Consider the following 18,550-nt stretch of genomic DNA (forward strand, 5'->3'; position numbering starts at 1 on the left):
ATACCTCTTCGCCTTAAAAACGAAGATCTCTATCTGCATTGCTCTTGTACACAATCGCACTTTTTACCCAGTTTGCACCAATCTCTGTCCTCATGCCGCCTTACGACACAATAGTACAAGGACAAAAAGCTCCTAGCCATTCTCTTAAAAAAATCCATCAAACATTATCCTAAAGGACAGTATCTCGAAGCGTTGATAAATTTCACCCTAAATATACTTAACTCTCGCCACCTTAAGTTATCTCTCACCACCTTGATGCTATTTTATGGGATAATAGGATCAGCAGCATAAAGCATTTTTTGCTTCATACTGCCATCCTTTTTGTCATTCCTGTTGTGAGATTGATTTTTTTATCCTTATCGAGCAGGATAGGTCACAACACGATAACGCGTTTCATTGCGTTCAAAATTTTTGTCATTAACCTTATCCGGAAAGAAGGGATTATAAGCATTGACGTGCTTTACAGAAACTTCTTGTGCTTTTGGCGAAGGATTAAAAATTGTTCTTTCATCTCTTTTTTTGACTCCTGTGGAATCGATAATCACATCTGTTCTGTACAGTTTTTGCATGTTTTTGCGTGTTTTTTGCACCGCTGGAAAAGCTTTAAAATCAGAAACAATCTGTTTTACTTTTTCTTTCTTTACTTTTTGCGATTTTATCATGGAATTTGATTTTACCGACACCTTTTTAAAAGCAATGGTAGGAACAGTAGCGACATTGACATAACGTGCAGATGCCCAACCAACTTTTCCATGATACCCAAGAGAACACCAAGTTTTATTGGATAAGCAGCCATAAATTTGCACTTTTGCGCCCACTGGAACCGTTGCGATCACTTTATAAGCTGTCGCAGGACCGGTGCGTAACGATACCTGACCTGATGCAACACGAGCAACAGTTCCAGCAATAGTCCCAGCTTGCGCGTGAGAAGCAGTTATAGCCACCCCTGATGCTCCCAAAGCCCATAAGATCATTGTCGTTGATAAAAAATTCTTTCTTAACATTATTTTTCTTCCTCTCTAATCTGTGAAGGGCAAAATATTCACCTTTGCAAAAATTTGCCGCATTTAAATCCAGTAATCATCACTCTTTGTTTTTCCCCAAACGCCCCCAGCCCCATTGCAACCAAATCTCTCTTTGTCCCCTCCACCCCTCTCCACAAACACGGTCTTTTGACTTTGATTGCGCAGTATGTCCCTCATAAATTGACCACTAAAACATCATCTGATTGCTTGCCTCTTTAAGCCAATCGTCTCTTAAAGAAGTTTTTAAAGTGTCATTGGTTCCATCAATAAATCATTACAATAGACGAATTGATTGCCTAAATTTCAGAGGACTTCTATGAACAAATGATGATGTTTCCCCAAAACTGCGGAACATAAAGAAAAAAGAACATGATTTTTTAAAATAAAAGTGATTGAATATTCTCTAAAGCTTGTATAACCTCAAATCTCCTTAAAAGAATATAGAGTATATTGAAGCTTTCCTCGAAAAATCTCTTGGAAAAGAAAGTTAAAAGCACATGACACTAAATTTTTTTTCTCGCAGTCAGGTTATAGGATTATTCCTCTCTCTCTTTACCCTTTTTTTGTCTACTGCTTTTTCCATGGCCGCCGACAAATCAAAAATCAAACTTGGTGTCATGGAAGGACACGAAGCCACTGTTTGGCAAGTCGCTGCAGAGCAAGCTAAAAAAGCTGGTTTAGAAATTGAGCTGGTTTATTTTTCTGATTACACTTTGCCCAACGATGCTGTTAATGCGGGAGAGATTGATGCCAATGCTTTTCAGCACACGCCTTATCTTAAAAACCAAATGGAACAGCGCGGTTATAAACTTTCAGTTGTAGGATATACGTTTATTGCCCCAATCGGTGTCTATTCCCACAAAATTAAAGATTTAAAAGATCTGCGTGATGGTGCACATGTTGGCATTCCTAATGATCCATCCAACGGTGGAAGAGCCCTGCTCCTTCTCAATTTTTTAGGTCTTATTAAATTAAAAGACCCTCACGATATTCTTGCCTCTCCACTGGATATTATTGAAAATCCTAAAAACGTGCAAATTCGTGAACTTGATGCCGGCATGTTAGGGCGAGCTATCGATGATTTTGATATTGCCGTTATCAATACAAATTGGGCTTTGGTCTCTGGATTAGACTTGCAAAAAGATGTTGTCGCATGGGAAAAAGCAGAAAATAATCCCTATACCAATATCATTGTTGTGCGGACCAGCGACAAAGATGAACCATGGATCAAAAAATTAGTGGCTGCCTACAATAGCAAGCCTGTTCGTGCAAAAATCAAAGAAATCTTTGGTCCAGCAGCACAAACATCTTGGTAATTATACCCCATATTCACGTCGTTTTGCTAAACATTCTGGTAATTTTAAATGGAAAAAAACGCCCTCATTTCCTTAAAAAATGTCAGCCGTTGTTTTAACAAAACAGCGGAAAATCCAGCAGTTGATAACTTATCTCTTGATATCCATACCGGTGAAATCCTTGGTATTATTGGTCGTAGTGGAGCAGGAAAATCAACACTTATTCGCTGTTTAAATGGATTAGAAAAAATTGATACAGGCTCTCTTTTTTTTGAAGGCGTCAATATTTCAAATCTATCGGAGACAGAATGGGCACCTTACCGTCAACGGATTGGAATGATTTTTCAACATTTCAATCTTCTCTCATCGCAAAAGGTGATTGATAACATTGCATTACCGCTCAAATTAAGTGGTGTAAATAAAAAACAGCGCAATAAACGTGCCCTTGAGCTTATTGAATTGGTAGGATTATGGGGAAAAGAATATTGTTATCCAGCAGAATTGTCTGGAGGGCAAAAACAACGCGTTGGCATTGCACGTGCGCTCGCTGCTAATCCTAAAATATTGTTATCAGATGAAGCAACCTCTGCTCTTGATCCTGAAACAACACAGTCTATTCTTAGACTTCTTGCCGATATTAATAACCGCCTCAATCTCACAATTGTGCTTATTACCCACGAAATGGAAGTGGTACGCACAATTGCGCATCGCGTTGTTGTTCTCAATCAAGGGCGCATTGTGGAAGAAGGACGTGTAAAAGATATTTTTACATCCCCACAAGAAGAAACAACCATTGCCATGCTCAAACTTGTTACGCCACAACTTCCTGAAAAATATGCAAAAAATCTCAAACCCATCGGTCAAGAAGCTGTTATTGAAATGAATATTGCCGGCGAAATTGCCCAACAACCTTTTCTCCATCTTCTAGAAGATGAAAGCGGTTTAAGAGCACGTATTCTCCACGGAGGCATTGATACAGTCCAAGGGGAAACCATCGGGCGCCTCTTCTTATGCCTTCCAGCTCAAGATCAAGAAGCTTTTAAAAAGGCCGTTCAATGGTTAACCGAAAAGGGACGATATTGCGAGGTGTTAGGTTATGTTTAATGTTCTATCTCATGAACTTCCCAATGCCCTTTTTGATACAATCTTGATGACGATAAGTGCTTCTTTGATAGCGCTTATTATAGGGCTTCCCCTTGGTCTTCTTCTTCATACAACAGCACGTGGTGGAATCTTTGCTTCATCTCTTATCAATCGCCCTTTAAGCATCATCGTTGACAGTATTCGTGCCATTCCTTTTATTATTCTTGCATTTTATCTTCTTCCCGTTACCCGTATCGTGGTAGGAAGAGGTGTAGGAATGTCTTCTGTTATTTTTGTTCTCACCATTTCAGCTATTCCTTTTTATGCACGCATGGCCGAACTCTCTTTTAAAACCGTTGAAAACGGTCTCATTGAAGCGATCCGCTCTATGGGGGCAAGCCGTCTTCAAATCATCAGACATGTTCTTATTCCGGAAGCTCTCCCTAGCCTGATTACAGGTTTTACAGTCATGGTCATTTCTCTCATAGGCGCCACCTCACTTGCCGGATATCTTGGTGGAGGCGGTTTAGGAGACATGGCAATTCGCTATGGCTATCAACGCTATAATACCTTCATCATGACCATTGTCATCCTTCTTTTGATCATGCTCAATATTATCACCCAATGGACTTCTGATAAAATCGTACAAAAACTTGATAAAACGATGCATTAAAAACTGAGGATTTCACACACCAGCATTATCATCCTCTTCGCCACTTCCAAAGTGAAAGCATCTCCCCAGTATACCCATTGGTGATCGAAAGCATTCATTTAAAAAACAAGCACTTTTTCTCTTATCTTAAACGACTTTATTGACATAAGTTCCCATTTTGTAACCAAGCAAATAGTTTGAATAGCTTCAATATAAAAGGAAATTAAATGAGAGCTCTTACAACGTTCAAAACTCTCTCTCACCGTAAAAATGATAAATGACCATGTTAAATCACCCCACTGATCACAATCCATCCATAGCAATACCCCATCAAAACAGTCGAGCAGACAGAACAATCGGCGATGACGAGCAAAGCTATAACACCTCCACCATAATTATGCCTGATCACTCTCAATGTATGAGTGTTGTCTCCTAAAGTGTTTGATAAAAAACAACCCTAACACAACTGGCTTTACGTTTGCTTATTCTGACAGGGGTTCGTACTTTTCCTTTATGTCATATTCATAAAGATCAAGTTGATGGGGATATATGGACTATCCCTGCTGAGAATATGAAAGGTCGACGTGATACGACAACAGAATTTCGCGTGCCTATAACAACAGAGGCATTAGAAATTCTTAAACAAGCGCGTTTGCTTTCTCGCAATGATTTCTTTTTTTCTGCAACCGGTCGGGATCCTCTTGGTGAGAATTGCATGTCACACTATATGCAACAGATTGGACTTGTGAAGCACGTCCGCATGGATTTCGCTCTAGTTTACGCAATTGGCTCGCTGAAACAACCGATGCCCCCTATGAGGTCGCTGAAACCATTCTGGGGCATGTGGTCGGGGGGCAAGTAGAACGTGCCTATCGTCGTACTGATTATTTAGAACAGCGCCGTGTTTATATGGATAAATGGACAGCTTATGTCACCGGTCAATCTTAAGATATGGGGTGCATAACCCCATGATCTGTGGATAACTTTCTCTCTCTCTTCTCTCATATCATCTCAATTAAACTCATAAATTATCACATCAGAAAATATATGATAAAATACTGTTTTCTATGAATAAAATACCTTCAAAAATAAACCAAAATGTGTTTAATAAATAGGCATGATTTGTTCTCATTTTTTAATATTTGAAAGGATTTTAGTATGATAGAAAATGATATTCTTTTAACAGACCGTGAAAGTGCAAAACTGCTTCATATGAGTGTCTCAACTTTCCGCCGTCATGTGACCAATGGCTCTTTACCAAAACCTTTAAAATTTGGTTTTTTATCCCGTTGGTTACAATCGGATCTTACCAATGTTATCGAACAAGCAAAACAGCAGCGTCAAAGTGATGCGGCATAAAAAAAACCTTGTCACATAAGGATGGACAAGGCTTTTCATTTTCACACGATGATTATCGATAGCAGAGTCCGTCCTATGATGCAATCATTATAGGATCAAAAATATGTTTTCTTTTACGAATGCTTGGGGCATCACACGTGCCTTGCATGGGGTTTGGTATGGGCGTTATGGACTTGCCCGTTGCCCTGCTCATGATGATAGGCTGCCTAGCTTATCCATTACCAATGGACTTGATGGGCGTCTCTTACTCACTTGTTATGCTGGCTGCTCTTTTAGAGAGATCATACAAGCGCTTAGAAGAATTGGCTTGCTTGGAAAACAAGCCTTTTGGGATAAAGCTTATGATCATACGCTTTCTTTCTCAAAACAGTTTTGTGCTGATTTCAAACGAGCAAAAAAGATTTGGAAACAAAGTCAACCGATCAAAAATACTTTAGCAGAAACCTATTTACGCATGCGGGGTATTACGTGTGAATTATTTCCTTATTTACGATTTCACGACAAATGCCCTCACCCATTAGGAATGACATTGCCCGCGTTGGTAGCTCTTGTTAAGGGGGCTGGTTCCTTTGCCATTCATAGGACCTTTTTAAAAGCCAATGGCTGCAAAACAGATCAGAAACCAGCCAAAGCCATGTTGGGTTCTGTCATGGGCGGTGCTGTGCATTTAAATCAAGGCAATCCAAAACATCTGGTTATTTGTGAAGGTATTGAAACGGGTCTGTCTCTGCTGTCTGGTTTATTATCAGAACCCGTGAATTTATGGTCGTCTCTTTCCACCAGTGGCATGATGCGTGTGAATTTACCCCCGATAAAAGGGCGTCTGACAATTGCAATGGATGGGGATGATGCGGGTCGTAAAGCAGGTTTTACCCTAGCAAATCGTGCTTATAGCCAAGGCTTTGAGGTCTTTATCATGCAAGCTCCAAAAGGAACCGATTTTAACGATTTTCTCTATTATTCAAGGTACGTAATATGAAACAAGATAATAAAAATGTTTTAGAGAAGAATACCCCCGTCAATGATAACGATAATGCCTCTTTAAACGATAATGCTTGTTTAAAAGCCATTCCTTATAAACAAGCCTTGCAACAAAATGGTTGGGGGGAATTAAAACCAATTGCTACGGCTCTCTTACCCGTTGAACCTTTTAATCCATTACAACTCCCAATGCCATTCATGGACTATATTTATAACGTTTCAGAGCGTCAACAGGCTCCAATAGATTTTATTGCTGTCTCTGCGCTCTGTGGTTTGTCTGCTGTGATTGGTAATGGCGTGCGGATTGCTCCAAAACAGCATGATGATTGGACAATTGTTCCTAATCTCTGGGGGGCTCTTATTGGTCAATCGTCAACATATAAAACACCAGCCATGAAAGCCGCTTTAGCCCCTATCACGCGCCTTCAAAAGGAATGGTATAAAGAGTGGTTAAAGCAGAAAGAAAGGCAAGAAATTGAAGAGAGATTAGAAAGTTTAGACAAAAGAGAAAAAGAAAGACAAGCCAATAAAGCGCTTAAAAAAGGTGAGTGTGAAATAGCCCGTGCTCTGTTGTTTGAAACGCTCTCTAAAGACAGTGCTCATGATGATGATGATGTCTCGCGTTTTATTGTCAATGATGTGACGGTCGAAAAGCTTGGGGAATTGTTAAAAGAAAACCCCCGTGGTCTCTTAATGGTCCGTGATGAATTATCTGGGTTTTTAGCCGATTTGGAGAGAAAGGAATATCAAACAGACCGTTCTTTCTATTTAACAGCTTTTAATGGAGATGATCAATTTACCTATGACCGTATCGAGCGTGGAACCATTTTTATTCCCCATGTAACTTTATCAATGATTGGAGGCATTCAACCTTCACGAATTATTCCCATCATTCAAGCCATGCACCGTGGAATAAACGATGACGGTTTATTACAACGGTTTCAAATGCTGGTGTGGCCCGATGAGACAAAGCAAAAGTCTATGGGAATGCTTTTATTAATTGGTATACGCGTGTTGAGGACAATGAAACGATTAATTTTGCATCTAAAATTTGTGATGATGCTTGTGTCTCTTTACCTATAACAAAAAAATATGAATTTACGAATGAAACTAAGATTATTGAAGGGTTTACCTTACACCGTATTAAAGCCATTAGAGATTTTGATGATATCAAAGCAGGTACCTTAGGTGGTTTTATTGAAAATGAAAGCAACCTATCCCATGATGGTCATTGCTGGGTTTATGATAATGCTACCGTTTTTTGGGATGCTGTCGTTTCTGACAATGCAAAAATACATGATAATGCCCGTGTCAATAGAAATGCAAAAATTTATGGCAATGCCGTGGTTAATGATGATGTATGGGTTTTCGGTGCGAATGCTCATGTTTATGGCAATGCAAAAATTAATGACAATGCTATCGTTCGTGGTCAAGTTTATGGCAATGCCTTTGTTTGTAATAAAGCTAATATCATTTTTGATGCAAAAATCTATGACAATGCGAAAATTGCTGATAATGCTTATGTAAAGGGCTTTATTTATGGCAATGCCAAAAATATTAGGCTCTGCTCGTATTGATTGGGCTGCTCATGTTTACGATAATGCCGTCGTTTCTGACAATGTATATGTTAGTCACTCAGTAAAAATCTCTGACAATGCTGTTGTGAGTGGCGCTTGCAAAGATTTATGGCAAGGTCTATGGCAATGCTATAGTGAGTGGTCGTGCCGCGGTTTATGGCTCTGTTTATGGGAATGCGAAAATCTCTGGTTATGTCAAGGTTTGGGGTCGTGCCTATGGAAGAGCAAAAATAGATACACAAAGTAAAATAAGATTGGTTCCCGATAATTATGAGGTCTATAAAAGCGATGAGGTTGTAAAGATTGAGAAATAAAACAAATAATAGTGTGTGAGTGCCTTCTTTATGGCTATAAATGCATTATAAGCATTGTTTAAAACGTATCATAAAAGAGAGAATTCAAAAAGAAAGCCGTGCCATTAATATGACGCGGCTTTCTAATTTTGATTCTAATGATTAAAATTAATCACCCACAATGGAGTAATGCATGTCTATATACAAAACGTATTATATTGCAAGCGTTTTCTTGTTTTTATGAAAACTTATCAAAAGGAATATAAATGATGGGTATCATCTTGATAGCATTCATTTGAATGAGAGAAAATATAAACGCTTTATGGTTATCAAACGTATTAATAAAATGCCCTTTTCTTTAAAGAGATTCATTTGAAACAAAGCACATGATCAAAACGCATCTTAAAACGTTTAAAAGTACTGACCTCGAAATTAAGTTGAGTGAATTCAAATAACGCATTTTCTAAAATCAAACAGATTAATCTGTTGAATACGAACCTCTTGACCATCACACGTGTTGTTCGCATTATCACTCCAATTGCTTTCGGTGCTATCAACCAGTATACGACGCGTGAAGATCTTTTTGCCAGAGGCAGTGATAAAACTATCAATATCTTCTTTTTTAATGATGTGAGAGGCGTCATAGCATTTACATTGAATAGCCACATAGCCTTCTTGATTGCGAAGTTTTGCAACCAGATCAATGCCGATATCATTTTTATTCCAATCTTTACGCTCTTTAGCCCATTTAAAATAGCTTTCAACCTTTTCATAGCGTCCATAATGGATAGGGTCATGCATAAGATATTTGCTAACAAAATCTTCAAAAATTTTTCCCTTTTTAGCATTTGAAGTTGCTTGATCGCGATACTCTTCCAACAGAGAGCGTAGAGTGACGTGTTTATTATCAGACTTAACAGATTGCAGCATATTAAAACAGAGCTCCATTTTGGCATGAGAGGGTTAATTCTTTTCAAAAAAATCGAAATGAAGCTTATTAAATCCATTTTGGACGAATTGAGAAAAAAATGTAGAAAAGTGCGCAAAAACGGATAAATTTTTTCAAAAGAGTTTTTAAAAGGATACTTATCAACAGCCTATGAGAAAGATCAGATCAGCAAAGTAGTGAAATTTGCTATTCATTTGATGTGTTAATCAAGACAAATGCACTATGGGCGCTTAAAATATCATAATGATTATTTTGATAAGTTTTATACAAACTTTACAGAGAGGTTTTGAAGGTTCCTAACACTCTCAAAATACCTTCAAAATATATTATGGGTTGTATCTATAGTTTTATAATATCACTATAGGTTGTTATTTTTAAACTTAATAAAAAATAACGTTTTGAAATATAATAACTTTTATTTTTGATTAAAAAATATATAGAAAGGGGGGCTAAAAAGAACTGACAAGACTGACAGCACTGACAAAACTCTTTTTACAAAGTCATTCAGATCATTTTTTTTGGAAAAAAATTACTTAATGAGAATGCTATAAAAAGAGTTTTGTGTGATTGTTTTAAAAACTTCAAAAGAGGTGTTATTGTTTTATGCTGTTGTTTTTGACCAAAGGATGCCATTCATAATAGGCGCTAGGGTGTCCACTTGTCTGATGTGTTATAAACTTTTTTCGCAGGTGATTAGAACGACATAAAAGCTCTAAAGCTTGCTTCACAGCTTCTTTATCTTTTAAAGAACTCCAACATCGTCTATAGATATCCCTTGCCGTAAAAACATCGGGTAAACAATCACAGCGTTCGACAATCAATTTTGCACGCTCTGCTGTTAATGTATCCCCCGCTGCGTAAAGACGTTTCGCATGACTTATCAGATATTTTTCCCAACGCAACGCTGTTGTGATAGCATAGAGACCAATTTCAAAACCACCACTGTCAAGAAGTTCAAAAATCAACGCAAGGCTTGCTATAGTCTTTGGCATTTTTAAAACATGCGATTGTAAGCTTTCTGAGAAACGATCACTTTTTGCCTCTCTATGAAGATTTTCTAGCCATTCATAAAATTTCTCTTGTGCTTTTGGCATAAAACGCATGATCAGCGGATGTTCTGGAGAACCTAGTCGTTTATCACGAAAAGAACGAAACACCCCTTCATACTTTTGCTAACCCTCTTGATTGGGAGGTCTATCAACCAATTGCCAATCTTTTGTCTCATCGGGCCACACCAGCATTTGAAACCGTTGTAATAAACCGTCATCGTTTATTCCACGGTGCATGGCTTGAATGATGGGAATAATTCGTGAAGGTTGAATGCCTCCAATCATTGATAAAGTTACATGGGGAATAAAAATGGTTCCACGCTCGATACGGTCATAGGTAAATTGATCATCTCCATTAAAAGCTGTTAAATAGAAAGAACGGTCTGTTTGATATTCCTTTCTCTCCAAATCGGCTAAAAACCCAGATAATTCATCACGGACCATTAAGAGACCACGGGGGTTTTCTTTTAACAATTCCCCAAGCTTTTCGACCGTCACATCATTGACAATAAAACGCGAGACATCATCATCATCATGAGCACTGTCTTTAGAGAGCGTTTCAAACAACAGAGCACGGGCTATTTCACACTCACCTTTTTTAAGCGCTTTATTGGCTTGTCTTTCTTTTTCTCTTTTGTCTAAACTTTCTAATCTCTCTTCAATTTCTTGCCTTTCTTTCTGCTTTAACCACTCTTTATACCATTCCTTTTGAAGGCGCGTGATAGGGGCTAAAGCGGCTTTCATGGCTGGTGTTTTATATGTTGACGATTGACCAATAAGAGCCCCCCAGAGATTAGGAACAATTGTCCAATCATCATGCTGTTTTGGAGCAATCCGCACGCCATTACCAATCACAGCAGACAAACCACAGAGCGCAGAGACAGCAATAAAATCTATTGGAGCCTGTTGACGCTCTGAAACGTTATAAATATAGTCCATGAATGGCATTGGGAGTTGTAATGGATTAAAAGGTTCAACGGGTAAGAGAGCCGTAGCAATTGGTTTTAATTCCCCCCAACCATTTTGTTGCAAGGCTTGTTTATAAGGAATGGCTTTTAAACAAGCATTATCGTTTAAAGAGGCATTATCGTTATCATTGACGGGGGTATTCTTCTCTAAAACATTTTTATTATCTTGTTTCATATTACGTACCTTGAATAATAGAGAAAATCGTTAAAATCGGTTCCTTTTGGAGCTTGCATGATAAAGACCTCAAAGCCTTGGCTATAAGCACGATTTGCTAGGGTAAAACCTGCTTTACGACCCGCATCATCCCCATCCATTGCAATTGTCAGACGCCCTTTTATCGGGGGTAAATTCACACGCATCATGCCACTGGTGGAAAGAGACGACCATAAATTCACGGGTTCTGATAATAAACCAGACAGCAGAGACAGACCCGTTTCAATACCTTCACAAATAACCAGATGTTTTGGATTGCCTTGATTTAAATGCACAGCACCGCCCATGACAGAACCCAACATGGCTTTGGCTGGTTTCTGATCTGTTTTGCAGCCATTGGCTTTTAAAAAGGTCCTATGAATGGCAAAGGAACCAGCCCCCTTAACAAGAGCTACCAACGCGGGCAATGTCATTCCTAATGGGTGAGGGCATTTGTCGTGAAATCGTAAATAAGGAAATAATTCACACGTAATACCCCGCATGCGTAAATAGGTTTCTGCTAAAGTATTTTTGATCGGTTGACTTTGTTTCCAAATCTTTTTTGCTCGTTTGAAATCAGCACAAAACTGTTTTGAGAAAGAAAGCGTATGATCATAAGCTTTATCCCAAAAGGCTTGTTTTCCAAGCAAGCCAATTCTTCTAAGCGCTTGTATGATCTCTCTAAAAGAGCAGCCAGCATAACAAGTGAGTAAGAGACGCCCATCAAGTCCATTGGTAATGGATAAGCTAGGCAGCCTATCATCATGAGCAGGGCAACGGGCAAGTCCATAACGCCCATACCAAACCCCATGCAAGGCACGTGTGATGCCCCAAGCATTCGTAAAAGAAAACATATTTTTGATCCTATAATGATTGCATCATAGGACGGACTCTGCTATCGATAATCATCGTGTGAAAATGAAAAGCCTTGTCCATCCTTATGTGACAAGGTTTTTTTTATGCCGCATCACTTTGACGCTGCTGTTTTGCTTGTTCGATAACATTGGTAAGATCCGATTGTAACCAACGGGATAAAAAACCAAATTTTAAAGGTTTTGGTAAAGAGCCATTGGTCACATGACGGCGGAAAGTTGAGACACTCATATGAAGCAGTTTTGCACTTTCACGGTCTGTTAAAAGAATATCATTTTCTATCATACTAAAATCCTTTCAAATATTAAAAAATGAGAACAAATCATGCCTATTTATTAAACACATTTTGGTTTATTTTTGAAGGTATTTTATTCATAGAAAACAGTATTTTATCATATATTTTCTGATGTGATAATTTATGAGTTTAATTGAGATGATATGAGAGAAGAGAGAGAGAAAGTTATCCACAGATCATGGGGTTATGCACCCCATATCTTAAGATTGACCGGTGACATAAGCTGTCCATTTATCCATATAAACACGGCGCTGTTCTAAATAATCAGTACGACGATAGGCACGTTCTACTTGCCCCCCGACCACATGCCCCAGAATGGTTTCAGCGACCTCATAGGGGGCATCGGTTGTTTCAGCGAGCCAATTGCGTAAACTAGAGCGAAATCCATGCGGACGTGCTTCACAAGTCCAATCTGTTGCATATAGTGTGACATGCAATTCTCACCAAGAGGATCCCGACCGGTTGCAGAAAAAAAGAAATCATTGCGAGAAAGCAAACGCGCTTGTTTAAGAATTTCTAATGCCTCTGTTGTTATAGGCACGCGAAATTCTGTTGTCGTATCACGTCGACCTTTCATATTCTCAGCAGGGATAGTCCATATATCCCCATCAACTTGATCTTTATGAATATGACATAAAGGAAAAGTACGAACCCCTGTCAGAATAAGCAAACGTAAAGCCAGTTGTGTTAGGGTTGATGCTTCGCAAAGCGTTTTATAAAAAGCAGGAACATCTTTCCAATCCATAGCTGGTCTATTAATAGTTTTATGACGTTGTTTACCTAAAAGAGCGCGTGCTTTTTCTGTTGCTTGTAAATCAACATCCAATCCTAATGCAGCCGCATGTTTGAGACAAAGATTGAGACGAATAAGAGCTCTACGAGCTGTTCCAGCTTTTGAATGCCAAATAGGGGAAAGCGTATTGCGTATCTCTGTTTGGGTAATCTCTGAAACGGGCAGACAGCCTAATTTAGGGAGAATATGAAGGCGTAATGGTAAAAACCAACTTCCATCTTTTCCATCCCCTTTTAATTCAGCTTTCCGACTTTCAAAAGCATCTACGGCAATATCTTTTAAATAATGAAGATTGCTTATTGCTTCACGCTTTTGTTTATTGCGTTCTTTAATGGGGGCACGCCCTTCACGAAGAACAGAACGCCATTGGTTTGCCAATTCACGTGCTTGTTTTAAAGAAACATCTCTTAAAGCACCCAAGCCCATTTCACGGCGCCGCCCGTGAAGGGTATAACGGTAAATCCATTGAGCACCCCCATCTTTACGCTTATGAAGAAGCAAGCCGGCACCATCATTATATTTGCCAGCCCCCAATGTTGCGACAGACTTTGCATTAAGACGGTTCATAAGGACCATTTTTACTCCTTTCTTATACAAATTTTACCCACACGCCAGCCCCGCTTATGACGCGCAAGCGAGTGGTTTTGATTGATTCAACATACACAGACTTGAAATGAGAGAATCTTACGTTATTCGGGATTCTTATTCAATATGCAAAACAGTGAATTATCATTATAAATCAATGCATTATCAATGGATGATCCGTGTTGGTGGACGTTTGAGCAAAACCGTTGTCAATGGCGAAAACCGGCGTGCTGTTTCCTTCTATGGGAAAAGTAAATGCCATCAAAACCTTTGGTGATGATCAAGCACTCCATATTGATAAGAATTATAAACTCGATCCTATGGGCTCTTTCCTTGAAGGTGGATTTGGTATCAATGCACAATTATCTCAAAATGTCTCGCTTCATGGTAATATTAGCTATCAACAAAAACTGCAAAAGACCGGTATATCTGGAGCAAGCTTTTCAAGAGGAATACGCTATCAATTTTGAGGAAAATTTAACAGCAGGTGTATCCTTATTCTGTACGCTTTATCAAAAAAGGCAGCACAATATGCTGCCTTTTTTGTTTATAATAAGCTGTTTTTTAAAGCCCTTTTTTAATAGAAAATAGCAAAAAAGCTTCAGCATTTTCCGATGAATAATGCCTAAAAATGCAAAAAAGAGCACAACTAAAAATAAAATGATAAGCAAAAATAGTACAACGCTATCAGATAAAGAATATATGTTATGAATCAGCTGTATATTCCATAACCGGAGTTCTCATAAGATTAAAATATTATTGCTTTAACACTACCCAGCAAACCCATACTAAAAAAATCTACCATATCCCTTCCCTTTCAACAATGCCGCCAAACATCTGCAGAAACTTCAAAACAGAAAAAATTACATTTTCTTTTCTGGCAAACCGATCACGCTCTTTGCTCTCTATGGACAATAGGCTCAATACTGGCTTCAAAAAACTGCCTTGTATAGTCATGTTGTGCATGTAAATTACGCAGATCATCATTATTAAGCTCTTCAAGAATAATCCCTTTATGCATAATTCCAACCCGTTCACAAATATGTGCAACAACAGCAAGATCGTGCGAAACCATCAAATAGGTAAGCCTTTTTTCTTCTCGCAAAGATTTTAACAAATTTAAAATTTCCGCCTGTACCGACACATCCAATGCAGAGGTTGGCTCATCAAGTAACAAAACCTCTGGTTCAATAATTAAAGCACGCGCAAGAGCAATACGCTGACGTTGCCCACCCGATAACTCATGGGGATAACGATAAAGGAATGAAGAATTTAAGCCAACGGAATTTAAAACATCACGTACCCGCTCTTTTTGATTATCCATACCATGAATTTTAAGAGATTCAGAAAGAACAGTATGAACCATTTTTCTTGGATGAAGCGAAGCATAAGGATCTTGAAAAACCATTTGAATACGACGCAAAAAACTCTTATCCCTTTTTTTGGCGATCTCTTCTCCATCAAATTTGAAACGGCCGCTATAGTCTGGAATAAGCCCAACCAATGTATTTAAAATCGTGGATTTCCCACATCCTGATTCACCAATCAAACCGTAAGCTTCACCATGCTTAATACGAAAATTGACATTTTTAACAACTGTTACTGCCTTGTGTCTGTGCCCAAACGTGACAGATAAATTAGAAACATCAATAATATTCTCACAATTTGTCATGATGAGCCTCCTCAACACCATTAACAATCGTAGGATTATACAACCAATCAGGATCACGCTCAGGAACAGCCAAAACATCGACAGGATTATCAAGCCGTGGCAAACTGGCTAGCAAAGCTTTTGTATAAGGATGACAAGCGTGAGACAAATCAGAAGCAGGCAATTCTTCTAGCACACGACCTGCATACATCACCAAAATACGATCACAAAAGTCAGCAATCATATTCAAATCATGACTAATGAAAATAAGCCCCGTTCCAGACTTTGTCACAAGTTCATCTAATACGGATAAAACTTGTCGTCTGACCGTAATATCAAGAGCAGATGTTGGTTCATCGGCAATAATTAAATCAGGTTTTGGAATGAGCATCATTGCAATCATCACGCGTTGCCCCATCCCCCCAGATATTTCATGAGGAAAGAGACGCATCACATGTTCAGGATCACGAATATGAACAGATTCTAACATAGATATGGTTCGCTCCCGCGCTTCAGCTTTTGAAACACGGTAATGAATACGGTAAGCCTCCATAATCTGTTCCCCAATCCGGATGAGTGGATTAAGTGAATATTTGGGATCCTGTAAAATCATTGAAATACGCTTACCGCGGATTTTTCGCATCTGAGGTTCACTTGCCGTCAATAAATCGACATCCTCAAAGCGCATTTTTTTGGCTTTAACAATGGCTGATTTTGGACTCAGCTTTAGTATTGCGCGTCCAGTCATCGATTTTCCAGATCCGGATTCACCAACAATGCCAATTTTTTCTTTTCCGACAGAAAAGCTAACACCGCGCACAACTTCTGCAATGCCGCGCGTTGTAGGAAAAGAAATACGTAAATCTTCTACTTCTAATAATTTATTACCCATTGCGTGGATCCAATACATCACGAAGACCATCACCTAAAAGATTGAAAGCAAGGCTTGCAAATAATATTGCACAGCCTGGTATTGCTGCCAACCACCAATTTGTCATCATAAATTCCCGTCCTGAAGAAAGCATCGCCCCCCATTCAGGACTTGGAAGTTGTGCTCCCAACCCTAAAAATCCAAGGCCTGCAGCCGTTAAAATAATTCCAGACATATCTAAAGTTAATCGCACAATCACTGAAGGAATACACATAGGCGCAACATGAAACAAAATAATCCGCCAAGCAGAAGCTCCCTGCAAGCGAACCACAGAAACATAATCAGAAGAACGTATCGTCAAAGTCTCAGCGCGCGCTAAACGTGCAATTGGTGGCCATGCTGCAATTGAAATTGCAATAGAAGCATTTTCTATCCCTGGTCCCAATGCAGCTGAAAAGGCAAGAGCTAAAATCAAACCTGGAAAAGCAAGAAAAATATCGACAATGCGCATGAGCACAGTATCAACCCATCCCCCCATATAACCAGAGACAGTCCCAACAATAAGCCCTATTGGTCCGACAATAACTGTTGTAAGAAAAACAACATAAAGAGTAATACGAGAACCAAAAACAAGACGACTAAAAATGTCACGTCCTAATTCATCTGTCCCAAAATAATGGGCCATAGAGGGAGGCTGCAACCGATGCCCCAGATCATTGCTCAGAAAATCGTGCGTCGCAATCCAAGGAGCAAAAAGTGCACATATGATAATAATACAAATAATAAACAGACCGAATACAGCCGAAAAGTTATGAAAAAACTTAACCAGCGCGTGATAAATTCTTTGTATATTTGCTTGAATTACGGATCTTGGAACAGGATCATTTAACCAAGAGCTCAAAGAAGATGATGATAGCGTTTTATGATAATTACTGACTGTCATATTCAACGTGTCCTTGGATCAAAAATGCGATAAAGCAAATCAGAAAATAAATTAATGGCGACAAAGATAAATCCTACAAGTAAAGTACATCCTACAACTGCATTCATATCTCCAGCAAGGAGAGCATTTGTCAAATAATGTCCGAAACCAGGCCAAGCAAAAACTGTCTCGGTCAAAACAGCCCCTTCTAATAAAAAAGCATAAGAAAGTGCAACAACGGTAATAACCTGAACAGCAGCATTCCGAAAGGCATGTCCCCAAACCGTTCGCGCCCACGATAATCCCTTTACACGTGCAGTAATGATATATTCCTGATTGAGTTGCTCAATCATAAACCCACGAGTCATACGACTAATATAAGCCATAGCCCCGAAAGCCAAGATCAAAGCAGGCGTAATAATGTGACTAAAGACATTCCCAAAAGCCTCCCATTGTCCTTGGCTCGCGGTATCCCAAAGAAAAAATCCTGTTTTGGGTTCAAAAGAATATTCATAAAGAAAATCAAGTCGCCCTGGACCACCAACCCAGCCAAATTTAGCATAAAAGATTAACAATGCCATCAGCCCAAGCCAAAATGTCGGCGTAGAATAACTCAAAAGTGTAAAAACACGGACAACATAATCAATAAATGAATCGCGATACATTGCTGCAAAAACACCAAAAGGAATTCCAAGAGTTGTGCCAATAACAATAGCAACCGTTGCAAGCTCTAATGTTGCCGGAAATACGCGCATAATATCTTCTAAAACAGGACATCCAGACGTTAAAGCATCTCCAAAGTCAAACAAAAATACATTATGAAGATACTTCCAATATTGAACAATCAACGGCTTATCAAGCCCCAGCTTATAATACATGGCATCATAAGCTTCCTGACTAATATTATCACCAAGAATAGACAGAACAGGATCGAGAGGAAGAAGATGACCAAGAAAAAAAGTGATCGTCACCAACCCAAGCAATGTAATAAAAACTGAAATAAGAAGTTTTAATCCCTTGGACAAAAAATCCCATAAAAATAATTTTTTCTGCTTTTCTGATACAGCTCTTTCAGTCTCTGAAAGTGGCAAAACCATTATATAAATCCCCTCTGTAGTAACAAAACATAAAGTGAA

General features: G+C 38.8%; 13 protein-coding genes and 7 pseudogenes. 9 read left to right on the top strand and 11 right to left on the bottom strand.

What is annotated here, in order from left to right:
• Nucleotides 1-356: 356 nt before the first annotated feature.
• A complete protein-coding gene (locus NNJ85_RS06705) occupies nucleotides 357-1,004 on the bottom strand; it encodes an SH3 domain-containing protein (RefSeq protein ID WP_254474652.1) in 648 nt (215 codons plus the stop codon).
• Between the two features lie 518 nt (nucleotides 1,005-1,522).
• On the opposite strand from NNJ85_RS06705, the gene NNJ85_RS06710 reads away from it, so the two are divergent.
• From NNJ85_RS06710 to NNJ85_RS06720, 3 genes are read left to right on the top strand one after another with little or no spacing between them, the layout of a single operon-like run.
• Nucleotides 1,523-2,341, top strand: a complete 819-nt coding sequence (locus tag NNJ85_RS06710) for a MetQ/NlpA family ABC transporter substrate-binding protein (protein WP_254474654.1) — start codon at nucleotides 1,523-1,525, stop codon at nucleotides 2,339-2,341.
• Between the two features lie 48 nt (nucleotides 2,342-2,389).
• Complete coding sequence (locus NNJ85_RS06715; RefSeq protein WP_254474656.1) at nucleotides 2,390-3,424, top strand: methionine ABC transporter ATP-binding protein; 1,035 nt, start codon at nucleotides 2,390-2,392, stop codon at nucleotides 3,422-3,424.
• Nucleotides 3,417-4,076 (top strand): methionine ABC transporter permease, encoded by a 660-nt coding sequence (locus NNJ85_RS06720; RefSeq protein WP_254474658.1) that lies wholly within the window; start codon nucleotides 3,417-3,419, stop codon nucleotides 4,074-4,076. The genes NNJ85_RS06715 and NNJ85_RS06720 overlap by 8 nt, the downstream gene beginning before the upstream one ends.
• Before the next feature lie 265 nt (nucleotides 4,077-4,341).
• On the opposite strand, the gene NNJ85_RS09665 is transcribed toward NNJ85_RS06720, so the two are convergent.
• Nucleotides 4,342-4,464 carry a hypothetical protein gene (locus tag NNJ85_RS09665; protein ID WP_256481080.1) on the bottom strand — a complete coding sequence of 41 codons (123 nt, stop codon included), beginning with the start codon at nucleotides 4,462-4,464 and terminating at the stop codon, nucleotides 4,342-4,344.
• 42 nt (nucleotides 4,465-4,506) lie between these two features.
• On the opposite strand from NNJ85_RS09665, the pseudogene NNJ85_RS06725 reads away from it, so the two are divergent.
• The 5 genes and pseudogenes from NNJ85_RS06725 to NNJ85_RS09750 form a co-directional block, all read left to right on the top strand.
• A pseudogene (locus tag NNJ85_RS06725) lies at nucleotides 4,507-5,003 on the top strand (tyrosine-type recombinase/integrase); the annotation flags it as partial.
• 210 nt (nucleotides 5,004-5,213) lie between these two features.
• On the top strand, nucleotides 5,214-5,414 hold the full coding sequence (locus NNJ85_RS06730) for an AlpA family transcriptional regulator (protein WP_254473274.1): 201 nt from the start codon (nucleotides 5,214-5,216) through the stop codon (nucleotides 5,412-5,414).
• A gap of 103 nt (nucleotides 5,415-5,517) precedes the next feature.
• A complete protein-coding gene (locus NNJ85_RS06735; RefSeq protein WP_254473277.1) occupies nucleotides 5,518-6,393 on the top strand; it encodes a toprim domain-containing protein in 876 nt (291 codons plus the stop codon).
• A pseudogene (locus NNJ85_RS06740) lies at nucleotides 6,390-7,370 on the top strand (DUF3987 domain-containing protein); the annotation flags it as partial. The gene NNJ85_RS06735 and the pseudogene NNJ85_RS06740, both read left to right, overlap by 4 nt.
• 104 nt (nucleotides 7,371-7,474) lie before the next feature.
• Nucleotides 7,475-8,286: pseudogene (locus NNJ85_RS09750) on the top strand (hypothetical protein).
• A gap of 429 nt (nucleotides 8,287-8,715) precedes the next feature.
• On the opposite strand, the pseudogene NNJ85_RS06755 reads toward NNJ85_RS09750, so the two are convergent.
• The 5 genes and pseudogenes from NNJ85_RS06755 to NNJ85_RS06775 form a co-directional block, all read right to left on the bottom strand.
• Nucleotides 8,716-9,195 (bottom strand): annotated as a pseudogene (locus tag NNJ85_RS06755) (restriction endonuclease); the annotation flags it as partial.
• A 612-nt stretch (nucleotides 9,196-9,807) separates the two neighbouring features.
• Nucleotides 9,808-11,406: pseudogene (locus NNJ85_RS06760) on the bottom strand (YfjI family protein).
• Complete coding sequence (locus NNJ85_RS06765) at nucleotides 11,403-12,278, bottom strand: toprim domain-containing protein (RefSeq protein ID WP_254473277.1); 876 nt, start codon at nucleotides 12,276-12,278, stop codon at nucleotides 11,403-11,405. The pseudogene NNJ85_RS06760 and the gene NNJ85_RS06765 overlap by 4 nt, the downstream one beginning before the upstream one ends.
• Before the next feature lie 103 nt (nucleotides 12,279-12,381).
• Nucleotides 12,382-12,582, bottom strand: coding sequence for an AlpA family transcriptional regulator (locus NNJ85_RS06770; protein ID WP_254473274.1), 201 nt, complete (start codon nucleotides 12,580-12,582; stop codon nucleotides 12,382-12,384).
• A gap of 210 nt (nucleotides 12,583-12,792) precedes the next feature.
• A pseudogene (locus tag NNJ85_RS06775) lies at nucleotides 12,793-13,961 on the bottom strand (tyrosine-type recombinase/integrase).
• Between the two features lie 172 nt (nucleotides 13,962-14,133).
• Between NNJ85_RS06775 and NNJ85_RS06780 the strand changes: the two are divergent.
• Nucleotides 14,134-14,440, top strand: a pseudogene (locus tag NNJ85_RS06780) (autotransporter outer membrane beta-barrel domain-containing protein); the annotation flags it as partial.
• A 419-nt stretch (nucleotides 14,441-14,859) separates the two neighbouring features.
• Here the strand turns inward: NNJ85_RS06780 and NNJ85_RS06785 are convergent.
• From NNJ85_RS06785 to NNJ85_RS06800, 4 genes are read right to left on the bottom strand one after another with little or no spacing between them, the layout of a single operon-like run.
• A complete protein-coding gene (locus tag NNJ85_RS06785; protein ID WP_254474662.1) occupies nucleotides 14,860-15,642 on the bottom strand; it encodes an ABC transporter ATP-binding protein in 783 nt (260 codons plus the stop codon).
• On the bottom strand, nucleotides 15,629-16,513 hold the full coding sequence (locus NNJ85_RS06790) for an ABC transporter ATP-binding protein (RefSeq protein WP_254474664.1): 885 nt from the start codon (nucleotides 16,511-16,513) through the stop codon (nucleotides 15,629-15,631). Before NNJ85_RS06790 ends, NNJ85_RS06785 begins: the two co-directional genes overlap by 14 nt.
• On the bottom strand, nucleotides 16,506-17,435 hold the full coding sequence (locus tag NNJ85_RS06795; RefSeq protein WP_254474665.1) for an ABC transporter permease: 930 nt from the start codon (nucleotides 17,433-17,435) through the stop codon (nucleotides 16,506-16,508). Before NNJ85_RS06795 ends, NNJ85_RS06790 begins: the two co-directional genes overlap by 8 nt.
• Before the next feature lie 2 nt (nucleotides 17,436-17,437).
• Nucleotides 17,438-18,511 (bottom strand): ABC transporter permease, encoded by a 1,074-nt coding sequence (locus tag NNJ85_RS06800; RefSeq protein WP_254474667.1) that lies wholly within the window; start codon nucleotides 18,509-18,511, stop codon nucleotides 17,438-17,440.
• Between the last annotated feature and the right edge of the window lie 39 nt (nucleotides 18,512-18,550).

The sequence above is a fragment of the Bartonella sp. B1098 genome (genome assembly GCF_944896145.1).
In the GTDB taxonomy this organism is placed as follows: Bacteria; Pseudomonadota; Alphaproteobacteria; order Rhizobiales; family Rhizobiaceae; genus Bartonella.